The 16,951-nt window shown below is 47.1% G+C and carries 13 protein-coding genes; 7 read left to right on the top strand and 6 right to left on the bottom strand.

Annotated elements, in window-relative coordinates; all coding sequences use genetic code 11:
* The first annotated feature begins 272 nt into the window (after positions 1–272).
* Genes BMY75_RS13160 through BMY75_RS13150 form a run of 3 tightly spaced genes read left to right on the top strand, consistent with a single transcriptional unit; the run spans position 273 to position 3,402 of the window.
* A complete protein-coding gene (locus tag BMY75_RS13160; protein ID WP_074834529.1) occupies positions 273–1,649 on the top strand; it encodes an acyltransferase in 1,377 nt (458 codons plus the stop codon).
* 14 nt (positions 1,650–1,663) lie between these two features.
* Complete coding sequence (locus BMY75_RS13155; protein WP_074834526.1) at positions 1,664–2,473, top strand: hypothetical protein; 810 nt, start codon at positions 1,664–1,666, stop codon at positions 2,471–2,473.
* Entirely contained in the window at positions 2,470–3,402 is a 933-nt protein-coding gene (locus BMY75_RS13150) for a tRNA modification radical SAM protein MnmL/YtqA (protein WP_074834523.1), read from the top strand. The genes BMY75_RS13155 and BMY75_RS13150 overlap by 4 nt, the downstream gene beginning before the upstream one ends.
* Before the next feature lie 41 nt (positions 3,403–3,443).
* Here BMY75_RS13150 and BMY75_RS13145 read toward each other — a convergent pair whose 3' ends face one another.
* Positions 3,444–3,737 carry a hypothetical protein gene (locus BMY75_RS13145; RefSeq protein ID WP_074834520.1) on the bottom strand — a complete coding sequence of 98 codons (294 nt, stop codon included), beginning with the start codon at positions 3,735–3,737 and terminating at the stop codon, positions 3,444–3,446.
* Positions 3,734–4,006, bottom strand: coding sequence for a sporulation protein YabP (yabP, locus tag BMY75_RS13140; RefSeq protein ID WP_074834517.1), 273 nt, complete (start codon positions 4,004–4,006; stop codon positions 3,734–3,736). Before yabP ends, BMY75_RS13145 begins: the two co-directional genes overlap by 4 nt.
* A 204-nt stretch (positions 4,007–4,210) precedes the next feature.
* Here yabP and BMY75_RS13135 point away from each other — a divergent pair, with 204 nt between their 5' ends.
* Complete coding sequence (locus BMY75_RS13135; protein ID WP_074834514.1) at positions 4,211–7,777, top strand: leucine-rich repeat protein; 3,567 nt, start codon at positions 4,211–4,213, stop codon at positions 7,775–7,777.
* 316 nt (positions 7,778–8,093) lie between these two features.
* Here BMY75_RS13135 and BMY75_RS13130 read toward each other — a convergent pair whose 3' ends face one another.
* From BMY75_RS13130 to BMY75_RS13120, 3 genes are all read right to left on the bottom strand, one after another.
* Positions 8,094–9,863, bottom strand: a complete 1,770-nt coding sequence (locus BMY75_RS13130; RefSeq protein WP_074834511.1) for an ABC transporter ATP-binding protein — start codon at positions 9,861–9,863, stop codon at positions 8,094–8,096.
* Entirely contained in the window at positions 9,863–11,641 is a 1,779-nt protein-coding gene (locus BMY75_RS13125; protein ID WP_074834509.1) for an ABC transporter ATP-binding protein, read from the bottom strand. Before BMY75_RS13125 ends, BMY75_RS13130 begins: the two co-directional genes overlap by 1 nt.
* Positions 11,642–11,858: 217 nt before the next feature.
* On the bottom strand, positions 11,859–12,140 hold the full coding sequence (locus BMY75_RS13120; protein WP_074834507.1) for a SpoVG family protein: 282 nt from the start codon (positions 12,138–12,140) through the stop codon (positions 11,859–11,861).
* Positions 12,141–12,327: 187 nt separating this feature from the next.
* On the opposite strand from BMY75_RS13120, the gene murC reads away from it, so the two are divergent.
* The 3 genes from murC to BMY75_RS13105 are packed head-to-tail and all read left to right on the top strand — an operon-like array spanning position 12,328 to position 15,175.
* Complete coding sequence (murC, locus tag BMY75_RS13115; protein WP_081350553.1) at positions 12,328–13,761, top strand: UDP-N-acetylmuramate--L-alanine ligase; 1,434 nt, start codon at positions 12,328–12,330, stop codon at positions 13,759–13,761.
* 25 nt (positions 13,762–13,786) lie between these two features.
* Entirely contained in the window at positions 13,787–14,371 is a 585-nt protein-coding gene (lexA, locus tag BMY75_RS13110) for a transcriptional repressor LexA (protein WP_074834505.1), read from the top strand.
* Between the two features lie 36 nt (positions 14,372–14,407).
* Positions 14,408–15,175 (top strand): zinc ribbon domain-containing protein, encoded by a 768-nt coding sequence (locus BMY75_RS13105; RefSeq protein WP_074834503.1) that lies wholly within the window; start codon positions 14,408–14,410, stop codon positions 15,173–15,175.
* Between the two features lie 85 nt (positions 15,176–15,260).
* Here the strand turns inward: BMY75_RS13105 and BMY75_RS13100 are convergent, their stop codons facing one another.
* A complete protein-coding gene (locus tag BMY75_RS13100; protein ID WP_074834501.1) occupies positions 15,261–16,940 on the bottom strand; it encodes a glycosyl hydrolase in 1,680 nt (559 codons plus the stop codon).
* Positions 16,941–16,951: the final 11 nt, after the last annotated feature.

Here is a 16,951-nt window from a genome sequence, read left to right as displayed (position 1 = left end):
TATTATAACACAATTATTATAATTTGCAATATGTTTTGGTTAAAAGTTGAAAAATTTAGATTTTCTTTATAAATTCGCTTGCGTAATTTTGTGAAGTGTGCTAAAATATTATAACAGAGCTTCAATCGCGTTAATTAAAACGTCAAAAAACCGCGAAATATCGGCAAAATCTGCAATCAGTTCTTTTTCCGTTCAAAGTTACTTCAATGCAGATTAATATTAAAAATCACAAGTTCAGTCAAACTGAACTTGATATATAAGGAGAATTCATCTTGACTTACACAGACCTTATCTTCCTGTTCGCAATTTTTCCCGTTTCAACGGTGCTTTCCATGCTGGACAGGAGTTCGGAATATAAAAACCTGATACTGATAATCACCTCACTGCTGTTTTTCAGTTGGGGCAGACCCTTTGTAGTATGTCTGATATTCCTGTCCCTGGTGGTTGACTGGGCGCTGGGACTATGCATCGGCAGTATACGCGAAAAGAACCGCACGGGAGCGGTGCTCCTCACTGCGGCGGACGGTATCATGAATGCGGCGCTGATGCTGATATTTGGGCACAACTACCTGTTCGCAGATACAGCCCTCGCCCTTGAAGACATTATGCTGCCCATAGGCATGGGGTACTATTCGCTGAGGGGATTTTCCTACGTTTCGGACGTCTGCCGAGGAAAGGTACGAGCCGAAAAGAACGTGTTCTGTATAATGACTTATATGGTATCTTTCCACCTGATGTGCGCAGGTCCTATGGTGCATTACGGCGATATGGAAGGTCAGATACGAAAGCGCGAAGTCACCACAGAAAAACTGAACGCCGGTCTGAACAAAATGATCTGGGGACTTAGCAAGGTAGTACTGCTGGCTGAGGTTTTTCGCAAGATACGCACTGCGGGTCTCAACGGCAGCGAGATAACTACTCTGGGCTGCTGGCTGGGTATGCTGGCATTCTTTGCACAGTACTATTTTATGTTTACAGGTCTTTGCGATATGAGCCGCGGATTCAGCCTGATGGGCGGGTTCGTGCTACCGATAAACTACCGAGACATAGAGCCCGACGAGCTTTTCACAGGACTTGTGAAGAGCTACAACTCCACAGTTATAGCATTTTTCAGCGACTTGCTGGGTATACCTAACAGCAAGTCGAAAGTACGCACTGCTGTATGTGCAGTGATATGCGGCGGTATCATGGGGCTGTGGTACGCAGTCAAGCCCATAAGCCTTATAGTGGGGCTTGCGGCAGGTCTGCTGGTGGCGCTGGAACAGCTTTTCCTGAAAAATATCCTGGCAAAACTCCCCGCATTTTTCAAGTATGTTTACCTTGTTATGGCAAGCCTGCTGATATTCGGCGCGCTTGAATTCAAGGGATTTTTCGGCTACCATAAATGGGTGCTGGGTCTGATGGGCTCAGGCGTTCAGTACACCTTAAGCGTAGCAGTTAAGGACGCCGTGCTCAACAACTGCGTGCTGATACTGATAGCTTTCTGTGTGGTATGCACACCTGTACGCAGGCTGATAACAGGCTCGGCGGACAAGCTTTCGGCTAAAAGCAGAAAAGCTTACGGAACGGTACGCATCTGCAAGACCATAGCAACAGCGGCAGTGTTGGTGATAAGCGTTATAACCCTCGCAGCTAATGCGGCGGTATGAGATCGGAGGACAAGATGGAAGACCAATTCAGTAAACTGAAATCAGAAGCCGCAAAGGTAGACCTTCCCGATGAGTGTGAAGAAAACGACCGTGCTGTGCAGTTTCTGGCACTTGAAACAGGCGTGGGACATTACGATAATCTGAACCTGCTGGTACTTTCGGTGCTGATGATATTCATAGCGGTATCATTCCTCGCGGTAAACGGAGGAAAGATACGTAACGACGAAGAGCTCACGCTTACAAAGGAGAGTTTTCTCAGTGGTGAATTTGAACAGGGCATCGAAAAAAGGTATCTCCGTGAACTGCCCATACCCGAGCAGATGCAGTCGGCAGAGGAGCATATATCTTTTCTGTACGGCATAGGCAACACCATCAGCGAAAGAGGAAGCGGAAACTACAATAACCTCATAGGGCGTCAGCAGGAGGGCGAGGAATATAACCCCTTTGACAACGATGAGCGTGACGAGAATGCCGTGACCACAAAGGCAGTCATGACCGACAAAGACGGCAACACCGTCACCGAAGCAGACCGCGACGAAACTGCCCCCGGCGGCGGAACAACGGCAGTATCAAGACCTGCCTCGACCTACAAGACCTACTCAATGCCAGATGCAGACGAAGAAATGACCACCACAAACAACGAGGCGCCCTTCGTGACTACTACTACGACTGTTATCTCACATCATACCGAATCTACTCAGGATACCGAGGACAGCACCGAACCTTCCGATACCGAGCCGCCCGTTACCGAAGATCCGGATTCCAAGCCCGATACCGAACCCTCGGACACCGAACCGCCCCCTGATGTACCCGAAGAACGATGAACGGTTTTGAGTATTCTGACGACAACAAGCGTTACCACAGCTACAGCTATTATCTTAAAAAGCGCTTCGGCAAAAAGGTTTACAAAGTCCCGCTGAATATCGACCTCGGGTGTCCAAATCGTGATGGCACGAAAGGCTTCGGCGGATGCGCTTTCTGCTCGGCAAAGATGAGCGGAAATTTCGCAGGCGATCCAAGAAGATCTGTTGAGGAACAGTATGCCCAAGTACGCGGCGTTATGGAGAAAAAATGGGCTGACGCGCTGTGTATCCCATATTTTCAGGCAGGAAGCAACACCTATGCCGATGTGGGGATACTGCGGGAGATGTTCGGAGCTGCACTTGAACTTGAAAATGCAGTAGGGCTGAGCATCGCCACCCGTGCAGACTGTATCGACAGCGAAAAAGCGAAGATGCTGGGTGAACTGGCAAAAGACACATATCTCACAGTCGAGCTTGGCTTGCAGACGATATACGATAGCACAGCTCTCGCTATGAACCGCTGTCACACCTATGCTGACCTGCTACGCGCATATGAACTGCTGAGAGCGGAGAACGTCAACGTGTGTATACATCTTATAAATGGACTTCCCAGTGAGACAGCCGACATGATGCGCGAATCGGCGCAAACTGTCGGGCAGCTGGATATCCACGCGGTGAAACTTCATCTGCTCCATGTACTGAAAGGCACGGTACTTGCCGATATGTATGCACGTGGAGAGTTCCGAACTCTGGAAAGAGACGAGTATATAGGCATTATCTGCGACCAGCTGGAACTTCTGCCACCGCAGATAGTCATAGAAAGACTTACAGGGGACGGCGACCGAAACGAACTCATAGCACCGCTGTGGAGCCGCGACAAACGCCGCGTTTTGAATGGTATCGATATGGAAATGTCCCGCAGAAATGCATATCAGGGTGACAAGCTATAACAACAGACCGCCTGTGGCCAACAATGCCGCAGGCGATAATTTTATCCTTTTTTATCGAAATGGACGAGCTCTTTTTGCAGGATATGCCATATCCCCCGCACCGCCGAGAACCCCACCGCTGTACCAAGTACTGTAGGATAACGCAGGTGTCCTTCAATACCCACGCCGAGCATGAACAGGCAGAATGAGAACATCAGCACAGCAAATATATCTCCAACAAAACAGACGCAGCGCGGGCACCGGAGTCGCGGGACGGACAATATCCCCCACACCATACCTAGTATCACCCCCGAGGGCAGCCCGCCCAGCTGTGCAGCAGCTTCAAACAGTGTCATCTCAGCAGCTTTCCCAAAAAGTCCAGCCTGCTGACAGCATCCCGCTGACCGTAGACCATCGCGGATATCTCGCCGTCAATATTTAGCTCGCCGTTTTCAACGCTGAGTTCGCTGATATGGAGCTTTTCTCCCTTTACAGTTAGCTCCCCCAGCTGAGTGTATAATACCACCGTATTTTCGTCGAAGCGCTCCACATCGTTCACACCCGTCAGCATCAGCTTGCTGCGGTCTTCAAGAATAGCATTGTGCCTGCCCTGTATATCTGTCATATCTAAGCCTCCTTTTTTTGGTATATCATATGCTTTACAGTGTCTGAATATCACACGAACAGTGTAAAATACCGAAAGTAAAAAAAATCGATACAGCCTATTGCATAAATGTAAAAAATGTGTTATAATTATTTTGTACATTTGTACCCGATTTTTCGGACAGCAACATAAAACTATGAACATTCCTGAAGGAGGAAGAAACAAATGAGAAAGAAGATCATAGCAGGCGTGGCAGCAATGCTTATGGTAGCTTCATGCATACCTGCTAACACAAATTTCGGCTTTTCCGCGATAGATACTATCACTGCTTCTGCGGCTGATACAAAACTTGTAATCGGAAATGTCACTGTAACTAAGACAAACACCGGCGATATCGTGATCACACCCACAAATATTTACGAATACCTGGGTGTTAGTGCCAGTGCTACTACTCTGAATATTGATATGAGTGGTCTGAAAAACGATATCATTAATTTTGCAGGTTCTCTTGACGGTAAGACAGTTACACTTAATGCTCCTTCCTCAAGCACCGCAAAGCTGAGCAAGTATGTGAACCTTGCTCATATCAACTTCAAAGATGACCTCGTGACCTGCGTAGGCTCAAGCTTCGCTTCCGGATGTAAAGCTCTTCAGACCGTATCCTTCGGCAGCAAGATCAATACCATTGGCACAAGCGCTTTTAGCAACTGCGATCATCTTGTGGGTACATCGGGTACTACTCTTGATCTTTCAAACATCGAAAAAATAGATAACTCAGCATTTTCAGGCGTTCCTCAGCTTATTGACATAAAGTTCGGCGCAAATCTCATCTCCATCGGAAACAGTGCATTTACAAATGACACCGCTATCAAGAACCTGAATTTTCCCGCCAATCTGATAAGCATAGGCAACACCGCTTTCTCAGGCTGTAAGGATCTGGAAACCGTCAGATTCAGCGGTAATGATGCCCTTTCCAATATCGGCTCCAGCGCTTTTGCGAACTGCATAAGCCTTACTGCCGTAAACGTTACAGGCTTTAACTATAACAGACTTCCAAACGGATCTGATGTTATCATCTGCGGAAGCAGTATATTCAAGGGCTGCACCTCTTTGCAGAACTTCACATGGTCTAGCAACTTCACCTCGATACCCGGTGAAACATTCCGCGACTGTTCAGCGCTTACCAAATTCACGTTTGAGGGTGGTGCCGCGGGTTCTGTCTGCGAATCCATCGGCATAAACGCGTTTGCAAACTGCAAATCACTCGTAAGCATAGATCTGCCAACCGCCAATACCATTATCGGTGCATCTGCTTTCGCAAACTGTGAAAAGCTTCAGCAGGTAGTTGTTTCCGATTACCTGACAACCGTTGGCAAGGGAGCTTTCGGAGGCTGCTGGGTACTGTCTCTGTATCCCAGATCCGATTCTAACAAGACCAGGGACAAGGTAGTACTGCCTGCAACATGGCAGGTGATCGCCGATAACACTTTTGAAAATTGTTCCGGTCTGACTCAGGCAAATATCAATTCTGCTACCTCGATAGGAAAAAGTGCATTCAAAGGCTGCCGTTCTCTGATAGGTATCAGGATCCCCGATGCAGTTGAAACCCTCGATGATTACACATTCCAGGATTGTAAAGCACTTAAAGATGTAATTGTATCCAGGAACCTTGGCATAATCGGTACTAAAGATGGCTGCGTTTTCAAGAACTGTGAAAAACTTGAAACACTCACACCCAGCAACGCAACAAAGCTTTCCTATACTTTACAGTTCCCTGCAACTCTTGGCGGTGTTCAGAAAAGCGGTTTTGAAAACTGCCCCGCCTTCAAGTACATAAACTTTGCTAGTAATTCTCAGTTCGCTGTTGTAGGTGAGTCTGCTTTCAGCGGATGCACAGGCCTGCTTGGTTCAAACGAAGTTGGAAATTCAAACAATACTATACTCATGCCAAAAGGAGTAAACAATATATTTGAGAAAGCATTCTATGGATGTACATCTCTTAAGAAAATCGAGTTTCTTGGAAGTGTATCCACTATAGGTTCCTCTGCTTTCCAAAAGTGTACTGCTCTGGAAGATATAACAATGAACGATACCATCGAACAGGTACGTGATTCAGCATTTGCTGACTGCGAGTCACTCAAGAAAATGCCTCACACCAAGAGCGGTGCATCTGCATTTACTCACATTGACACGATCAACGCTTCTACCTTCAAGAACTGCAAAAACCTGCAAAGTGCTGCGATCCCCAAGAACGTAAGTGTCATCAAGAGCGAAGCTTTCAGCGGCTGTACATCAATGACAAAGGTTCTGTGGGAAAAGGGCTCTGCTCTTGCTACCATAGGCAGCAGTGCGTTCAGCGGCGACGAAAAACTGGCTGTATTCACCTCATCAAGCGGCGGCACAACTTCTACATTCCCTGACAGCCTTACCAAGATAGATGCTAACGCATTCACAAAGACAGCTCTTACCAAGATCGTTTTCGGCACTCCCGCTAACGGAGACACGCTTCTGCTGGGCAAAGCCGCTTTCTCTGAAAATGTAGCACTTAATACTGTTGATTTTAACAATTCAAACATCATAGAGATACCGGAAAGCTGCTTCAGCAAGGATACCAACCTCAAAACGGTAGTTCTGCCCCCAAAAACTCTTGTTAAGCTGGGTGACAGCGCATTCTATTACTGCTATTACCTGCACACCCTCGGAACAGTATCCGCAAAGGACGGCGAGTATACTATACCAGAATCTCTCACTTCCATCGGAAACAAGGCATTCGAGAACAACTTCTGTATGCAAGTTCTCAATCTGCCCGCATCTGCTTCAGATATAAGTATGTCCATGCTCAACATCTACATCAAGCAGGAAGAAGTTGAAAAGAACGGCTACACTCCTCTGGAAGCCATCAACGTCAATAAAAATAATAAAGAATACGTAAGCGTTGACGGCATTCTTTACAGCAAGGATATGAAGATCCTGCACGCCCGTCCCGTTGCTAAACGTGATCCAAAATATGTTGTTCCTGATTCCGTTGAAACTATCGAACAGTGTGCCTGCGGCGCTAACATTTATCTGAGAAATGCTGTACTGGGCAAGAACGTGAAGTCCATAGCTGATAAAGCTTTCAATGACTGCCACAACCTTGACAGCGTTGACTTTGGTCAGAACGGAACTGTAACACTTGGCAAGACCGTATTTACAAGAAACAAGGGTAAGATCATACTTTACGGTACAAGCAATTCTACAGCACAGGAATATGCAGCGAAGAACTCCAGCAAGGTAACATTCATTGATAATGACCGCGTTGCTTCAAAGCTGACAATCCTTTCCCAGAACGGTAAGGTCCTCACAGGCAAGGTAACCCTGGCTTATAAAGACAAGAGCTACAAATTCGGCTGCAAGCAGACCACCGCAAGCGGCGCAGAAGCAAAAGATGCGCTTTCCTGGTCTTCAAGCAATGTTGAAGTCGCTACCATCGACGATACAGGCAAGGTAACGTTCAAGAGCATGGGTAATACCACTATCACTGTCAAGAACGCTAACGGCACTGCTGTTGCAAGCATCACACTTACAATAGCTGAAAAGAGCACTTTAGTAGATTTCATGCTCGGCGATGTTAACGGTGACGGTAAGATCAACACTACCGACGTTACAAAGGCTGCTGCTCATGCAAAGGGTAAGAAGTTACTCGATGCAGCTTCTTTCCAGCGTGCTGACGTAAATAAAGACGGCAAAGTCAACAGCACTGATGTTACCAAGATAGCTGCACACGTAAAGGGCAAAAAGCTCCTGAGCTGATAAAAAGCAGTAAATACAGTAAAATAGTATTTAAGGCACTTCTGTCGTTCTTTTGGCAGAAGTGCCTTTTATTATATGGTTATCCTGCTGACACACCTGACTTAACATCGATCAAAGGAACATAATGAGAGTTTGGCGGTTATCTTTTCCCCCGCCGCAGGCGGGGAAAAGATAACGTCAGCATAATATATCCCTGTTGATTCGGCATTTTATGTGGTGTGGCAAAGGGATAGTCAGATTTTATTATGACGTTCAACCTGTGGGATAATTATAAAAACACCTCCGTACCATCGCACGGTACGAAGGTGTTTTTATGTTATGCGGACTGTGAAGTGTAGAGGTCGTAGTAAGCACCGCGTTTTTCCATCAGTTCGTCGTGGGTACCGCTTTCCAGGATACCCTTTTCGTCGATGTACATTATGCGGTCACAGTTGCGGATAGTTGATAATCTGTGGGCAATTATGAAAGATGTCCTGCCTTTCAGCAAACGTTCTATACCCTTTTGCAGAAGTGCTTCTGTTTTTGCATCGATGGAAGATGTTGCTTCGTCCAGCACCAGTATCTTGGGGTCGCTGAGAAGAGTTCTTGCAAAGCTTATGAGCTGTTTCTCGCCGCCCGAAAGCTTGCTGCCGCGCTCGTTTACTTCGGTATCGTAGCCCATATCCATTCGGCATATGAATTCGTCTGCACAGACAGTTTTAGCCGCCGCACGGACTTCCTCGTCGGTGGCGTCCTGCTTGCTGTAACGAATGTTATCCATTATCGTACCGCTAAAGATAAAGCTGTCCTGAAGCATTATGCCCATTTTTGAGCGGAGGGACTTCAGTGTAACATCGGATATCGGCACACCGTCCACGGTTATCCTGCCCTGTTCGATATCGTAAAATCGTGATATCAGGGATACTATGGTGGATTTGCCCGCTCCTGTAGGTCCTACAAGCGCAACGCTCTCACCTGCCTTAACATCAAAGGAAAGATGCTCAAGCACGTTGATATCTTTCTCATAACCAAAGGTAACGTCCTCAAAACTCACCTGACCTGTTATATCGCCAAGTTCCTCAGCACCCTCTTTATCGGTAATGGTAACAGGCTCGTCCAGAGTTTCAAATATACGTTCCAGATATGCAACGTTGTTGATAAAGTTGTTCATGATATTTGAGATGTTCATTATAGGCTGCCAGAATCTTCCCGCATAGCCCGTCATAGCCGCTAGCACACCGAGTGATACTGTTTCCCGCGGAAGGACCAGAAGTCCCACGATGAAGAGCGATGCCCTTATCAGCGTTGAAATATTATCCGTAGCAGGCCAAACAAGGTTCGAATACTTTACCGCCCTCATCCATGACTTGCGGTACTTCTCGTTCAGATGGTCGTATATCTCGGCATTCTCCTCTTCGCGGGTGAACACCTGAGTTATCCTTGCGCCGACGATGTTTTCCTGCAAGTAGGCATTCATGTTGGAGGACTTGTTTGAAACGTCCTGCCATGCGATACGCTGCTGCTTTTTGATGGCAAACATTACCATTATAAACAAAGGCAGACCCGACATCGCCACAATGGTCAGCTTGGGGCTGACTATCACCATGAACACCAGTATGAACAGCATATTCAGTATCTCCATAACGAAGTTGATTATACCGTTTGAAAGCATATCCGATACGGAGTTTACATAGTTTATAACACGTATCAGTATCTTACCGTGGGGACGGTCATCGTAGTAGGTGAAGGGCAATTTCTGCAAATGTGCGAACAAGTCCTCGCGGATATCGAAGATTATGTCCTGACCTACAACAGTCATTATACGTCCTCGGATATTGCCAAGCACCGTGCCAAGTACGCTGAATCCCAGCAGGGCAAGACCCAGAAGAATGAGTTCTTTAACGTTCTTGTTTGGTATAGTAACGTCCAGCGCCCGCTGAGTTATCAGCGGTCCCACAAGGCCGCATACTGCCGCCGCCATGCTTATCAGCAGCGAAAGTATCATTTTGCCCTTATACTTTTTTATGTAAACGTATGACCTTTTTAAATGGGCGAAGTCAAATGGCTTTTCAAGCTGTTCGTCCACATCGTATTTGTTTCTTGCCATTATACCGTCACCCCGCTTTCTACTGCGCAGTTTATGCCGCTCTGGAGTTCGTATATCTGCCTGTAATAGCCCTCACGGGAAATAAGTTCCTCGTGGGTACCCATATCGGATATCTTTCCGTCTTCAAGAATGATTATCTTATCCGCATTTTTTGAGGAGGATATCCTCTGGGCTATGATTATCTTGGTACATTCAAAATCCAGACCGCCGCTGAGGCTCTGCTGAATGAAATGCTCAGTCTCCATATCCACCGCCGAGGTGGTATCATCCAGTATCAGCACAGCGGGTCTTACGGCTATCGCCCTTGCCAGCGAAATACGCTGTTTCTGTCCTCCCGAAAGACCGACACCGCGCTCGCCGACGATAGTCTCATACTTATCGGGCAGTTTCTCGATGAAATCACTCGCCGCTGAAAGCTCGGCACAACGCCTTACATACTCTTCTTCCATATCGCTGTCGCCATAGGCTATGTTTGAATCTATGGTATCCGAATACAGCAGAACGTCCTGCGTTGCTATGCCTATACTGCTTCTCAGGGTGTGCAGCTTGTGCATACGTACATTTCTGCCGTCCACAAGCACCTCTCCCCTGTCGCAGTCGAAAAATCTTGGTATAAGGTTAACAAGGGTGGTCTTGCCGCTGCCTGTTTCACCCATTATTACAACAGTCTCACCTGCGTTGATCTTGAAGCTGACGTTATCCAGTATCTTCTTTTCGCCGATGGAGAAAGTAACATTCTTGAACTCAATATCGCCGCGGAGTTTCTCCTTGTTCTCGTGGGCGTCTTCCCTGTCAACTATGCGGGGTGCTTCATAGTATATCTCTATTACCTTGCCCGCCGATGCCATGAAGCGGTGGAAATCGTTGACATAGGTACCCATATTCCTCATGGGGTTGCCCACAGCCCAGAGAAGTCCCGATATAGCCACATACTGACCCATGGTAAGGTGCTGTTTTATCATGAAATATCCGCCGCATATCAGCAGTATGACCGAAAGTGCACCCGCCGCGATATCTATAAAGGGGTGATATTTCAGCCATACCATAGCCGCCTTGATGTTCGATTCGCGGTATTCCTCGTCCTTTTGACGGAACTTTTCTATCTCGTAGTCTTCTTTTGCAAAAGCTTTGACCACGCGGTTGCCCGAGATATTTTCCTGTGCCGCAGTGTTAAGCGCTGAGGAAGTTTCTCTTACCTTACGGTAAGCGGGTCCCGCATGGCGGGAGAACAGCCTCGTCACAAAGAATATAACAGGTGTCATGGTCATTATGCAGAGTGCCGTACGATAATCGATAGTAAAGAAATAAACCATCGACGCCACAAACAGCGCGAGATTCGCCACGGTATTGCTTATTACCCAGGATACCATGTGCCTTACCATATCAAGATCACCTGTGAGCCTTGTCATCAGGTCGCCTGTGCGGTAGCGGTCGTAGAAATCCATATCCTGATTCTCTATTTTGCGGAAAAGGTGAGTGCGTATCCTGTATATCATCGCCTGCGAAGCCTTTTCATAGTACATATTGCAGGTATAGGTAAGGCTGGTTCGCAGGAGCGTTACACCTATCATGCCCGCGATCAGCCACAGCAGAAGATCCCTGTGATCCCGCAGATTTTCCGCGGCTTGTTTGTTGGATACAAAAGTATCGATTATCTTTGACTGAAAATACTGTGCAGCCACAAACATTCCGTTGCAGACTACCGAAAGCACCAGCGCACAGATATACACCGCGCGGCTGCCTTTAAGGTTCGCCCAAAGCCACCTGAGCTGAAACATATTCTTCCTCCCTTGATATGTCTGTCTTCTTACTTACTCTCTTTTTTGAAATATTATTCATTATAGCACACAGCACGCGGATTTGAATAGTTTATACTATACTTTTCTTAACATATCCTATCATTAATTTTTTGGAAACGTTTTCGAGGCAATAACATCTGTCCTTTAATCGCCTGTTTTGTGAGCAAGAAAAACTTTGCGTGGTTTACGCTTTCTATCAGCTATCAATTGATATACCCCTGCGGATACATTCCTCTTCAAACGCCCGAAGTATCCTGTTCTCGATATCTGCCCGCGCCGTAGCGGTTATTGGGTGAACTATATCACGGTATATCCCGTTTTCGTCACGCCTGCTGGGCATAGCCGCGAAAAGTCTGCGTTCTCCCTGCACCACCTTGATATCGTGTACTGCCAATACATCATCAAATGTCACGCTGACTATACCCCTCAACCGACCGATGTTTGTTATCTTTCTTATTTTTATACCTGATATCTCCATACTGCCCTATACCCTCACTTTAATTGCGGAAATCATACGAAAATCGCTCCGATTTTATGGCCGCATTTGTTATTTGAGAATATGTTTACCACATAGCAAATAAATATTCTTAAAATGTCAATATTTTTTTTGAAAAGTGTAGTATAATATAATAGAATAAATGTTTTCATACAGGGAGGAACTTTACATGAGTTCGGTACTGACAGAAGAAGCACTCAGTAAAATAAAGCGAGTTCATTTTATCGGCATCGGCGGTTCGGGTATGTATCCGCTGGCGCAGATATTCCATACAAAAGGATACGAGATCTCAGGCTCGGACAATAACGAGACAGAAACGCTCGAAGCAGTACGCAAGTTAGGTATAAAAGTATTCCTCGGACAGAGAGCCGAGAATATCCAGGGCGCTGAGCTTATAATATACACCGCGGCGATAATGGCGGATAACCCCGAGCTGATCGCAGCAAAGGCAAGCGATGCCATCGTATGCGAGAGAGCGGATATACTCGGCGTTATAACCGGCTGGTACGATAACGCACTCTGCGTATGTGGCACCCACGGCAAGACCACCACATCTTCGATGCTGACACAGATATTCGTTGATGCAGGTGAGGACATCAGCTGTGTTATCGGCGGCAAGCTGCCCAGCATTGGCGGTTCGGGCAGAGCGGGCAGATCAAAGGATATGGTCTGTGAAGCCTGCGAGTATCAGGATCATTTCCTGAAGCTCCACCCAGACTGTGCAATAATACTCAACGTTGATGCGGATCATCTGGAGTATTTCAAGACTATCGAAAATATAATCAAAAGCTTCCACTCCTTTGCAGATATGGCTACCAAAGCTGTTATCTACAACGGCGATGATGCCAATACAAGGAAATCACTTGAGGGCATATCGGGCAAGGAGCTTATAAGCTTCGGCTGGGATAAGGCTAATGATTATTCTGCCGAGATAATCAGCAAAAAGGGTCTGGTGACCAAGTTCACCGTATTCTATAAGGGAGAAGTTCTAGGCGAGGCTGAGATAAATGTCCCCGGCGACCACAATGTGCTCAACGCACTTGCTGCTATGGCTGCCGCAAGGTATTCGGGACTTTCCTTTGAAGCTGCTGCCAAGGGTCTTGCAAGCTTCCACGGCGCCATAAGACGCTTCCAGCTGATAGACAAGGTAAAGGGTCTTACCATAGTTGATGACTATGCGCATCACCCCAAGGAGATAGAAGTTACTCTCCGCGCAGCCAAGGGTCTTGATTTCAAGAGAGTCTGGGCAGTGTTCCAGCCCTTTACCTATTCCCGCACCGAGATACTGATGGACGATTTCGCAAGAGCGCTGGAGATAGCCGATATATCCGTTATAACGGATATAATGGGCAGCCGCGAAAAGAACGAGCACGGCATCTACACCGAAATGCTGGGCACTAAGACCAAGAACGCTGTCTGGTTCGATACTCCCCATGAGGTCGTTGACAAGCAGACCGCCGAGCAGAAGGAAAAGAACTTCGATGAATGCATCGACTATATAATCAAGAATGCCGAAGAGGGAGATATCCTGATAACCTTCGGCTGCGGAGATGTTTACAAACTAGCGAAGAAACTGGCAAAGAAACTGAGAGAGAACGACTGACACAGCTGCCGCAAAGGAGGAGCATATGAAAGTCACCGATAACGAGCGCAAGGTATTTGAATTTATTAAAGAGAGAGTTGAGGATGGATATCCCCCTACGGTAAGGGAGATATGCGCCCATTTCGGCTTCAAATCCACTTCAACCGCACACAGGTATATCAAAACACTGACCGCTAAGGGTTTCCTTGAAAAAAGCGACAACCAGAACCGCGCGATAAAGCTGGTGGGCGGCGGCGGTATGCTGATACCTCTTGTGGGTACTGTAACAGCGGGTACTCCCATAACAGCCATAGAATATGTGAGCGAATATATAAGCTTTCAGCCTGCAAGGCATTACGGAAATCCTCTGTTTGCCCTTAAAGTACGCGGCGAATCCATGATAAACGCCGCTATCCTCGACGGTGATACTGTTGTAGTTGAACAGACTTCATTTGCCGAGAACGGACAGATAGTCGTTGCACTGGTAGAAGGCAGCGACGCTACAGTCAAGACTTTCTACAAAGAAGAAGGTCATTTCAGACTTCAGCCCGAAAACGATACTATGGATCCGATAATACTTGATAATGTGGAGATACTCGGACGGGTTGTAGGGGTAATAAGATATATCTGATCCCCGAGCAAAGTTTGAAAGGAAAGGGAAGTTTCAATGAACATAACTTGCAGATTCTGCGGTGCGAGCGTTGACAGCTCTGCCAAAATATGCCCGGGCTGCGGAAAGGTTATCCCGGCTTATAACGGCGCTGAGCTGGGTAAAAGAAATCAATTTTCAACTGACAGGGAGCGTGACGGGCTCACTGCATCAAGGCTGGTGACTCAGACGCCTTATGCAGCCACAAGGTCGGGCAGACAGATGGACAGGCTCGATGAGAATTACGGCACACCTAAAGCCCGCAAAGAACATCATCCCGACAACTACGATCCCCGCAAGGATACTAAGACCAACCCCTATTCAACGGGAACAGGCAGCGGTAAGCAGGCCAACAGAAGCGTTTTCAGCAATGGTTTAGCCAATGTTATAAAGTTCATCATAATCATCACCGTCGGTATGTTCCTGTATGCGGTGGGAAAAGTATTCATAGTATCCCATACAAATTACGACTTCAACCTGAACGATAACATCCAGCTTGAAAGCAGCAGCTACGGCGAAGCTTTCGACAGCTATTTTGAAGAATGTCACTGGTGGTTCGATTTCAGCGTCAACAAAGTGACGTTCACCGGTATCGACAAAGATGGCGTTGAATACAAAATGGTATTCGGCAGAGCTCCCGACGGGCAGACCGCCGTTAAGGAACTCAGGATCGACGGAAAGAAAATAACTATCGAAGATACGGATATCATGAGCACCTACATATTGGGTATGTTCATGACCCCGAAAGAAATCAAGCACGCTTCGGCTCTGGGCAAGGGGCTGTAAGCGAACATCTGCAACAAAAGAAACTATCCCATATTCCCATACAAACAGCAAAGACCGCGGAACCGTCCGCGGTCTTTTTTAATCTTTATTTTGAGGCGAGGTATGCTTCAAGTTCGATGGGCCACTTTTTGAGGTCGGGGAGTTCTTCAAGTGTAAGAACTCGGTCGCTTGAATAGATCTTGTCCCACATCTCAAAAGTGGTATACTGATCGGAAAGCTGACTGTTCTTTATGGCGAACTCGCCGTTCCATGTACTGAAATATGCCCATCTGGTACCCTCGTTAAAAGCGGCATCGGGGTCAAACATTGCTCCGTTTTCAGTCTCAGCGATGATCTTGCTGCCTGTAGGTGAACACTCTTTCAGGAAATCATAGTAGTACTTCTGTGAAGAACTGTCCTGTTCCGCAGGATAGCAGTCGTAGCCGACGATATCAACGTATTCGTCACCGGGGTACCAGCTCTGGTTCTGGGCATTCCATACCCATATGAGATTATCCAGATGATACTCATTCACGAACTTATCGTACATCAGCTTGTAGAGTTCCAGATATGGTTCCTTGCCCGAAGCGCCCCACCAGAACCAGGCATTGTTGGGATATTTCGGATCACCCGCGGCTTCGTGAAGAGGTCTCCACAGTATGGGGATATCGGCTTCTGCCAGAGGTTTCAGCTGTTCAGCCATATTATCCAGCTCGGCAACTATGGCATCATAGCCTTCTTTGTCCTCTCCGCTCATAGCCTTGCCCAAGTCAAAATTCGTGCTGTCGGTGTAGAATCCTCTCCACCAGGGCTGACCGTTCGCTTCAAGATATTGCGCGGGAGCGTGCCAGTGCCAGCAAAGTGTCACTATTCCGTTGTGATTGTTGTACCAGTCCATCGCCTGTATCGGTACCATATCTCCGCCGCCTGCCTGATGATCTATCTTGGTGGATATGCCGAGATTCACAACATCAAGGCCGAGAATCGCGGGAGTTTTGCCTGTACGCTTGTTTATCTCGATAAACTCACGGGCTTCAGAACCCATGTTATCCCCAGAATACTGCCCGGATATGGTGTACTTGCCGTATGTTGCCCGCAGAAAGCTGTAAAGACGCTTTGCGTTGTCGCTGGCATTGGGATTGCACAGCGTCGCCGTGACTTCATACTGCGTGATATCAACTGCCGCAGCTGGAACTATCTTCAGCGTATCAACATATATATGCCCTTTTTCCGCACGAACACCAAGCGTATGTGAACCACCATCAAGAAGTACGTTTTCAGCGGTGACTTCCGCAAATTTGGGTTCGCTTGATGTGAACTTTTTGACCGCACTGCCGTCTAACGTGATAAGGTTTTCCGAATTCACATTGTCGGTTGCAAGGCGCAGTATCACGTTGTAGCTGCCCTTTGTAGGCAGTTCGATATCGAATGTCACCTCGTCGCCCTTTTCATACACGGCAACATATCCGTCACCTGAAAACTCCCCTGCGAAAGCCTTGTCCATAAACATCGCTTCATTCAGCAAAGTACCCTTCTCTGCTTCAAGTTCAAGGGAGAAATCTTCGGGGACATCGTAATCCGATGTGAAGTCCGAAAGATCAAAGTCGCCCGTTGTTTCTGCTACAGCAGGCTTTTCCTCGGCTGAGCTGTTATCGTCAGATCTGCTTTCTGCATTGTCCGATTTTTTCTTTCCTTTTTCTTCCTTGGTGCTGTTTGTACACCCGATCAGACCTGAGCTCATCGTTAGTGCAATTGTGAGCGCAAGGATCCTTTTGATTTTTTTCATTTGTATACCCT

Source organism: Hominimerdicola alba (genome assembly GCF_900109655.1).
Classification (GTDB): domain Bacteria; phylum Bacillota; class Clostridia; order Oscillospirales; family Ruminococcaceae; genus Hominimerdicola; species Hominimerdicola alba_B.
This window is presented reverse-complemented; position numbering and strand designations above follow the sequence as displayed.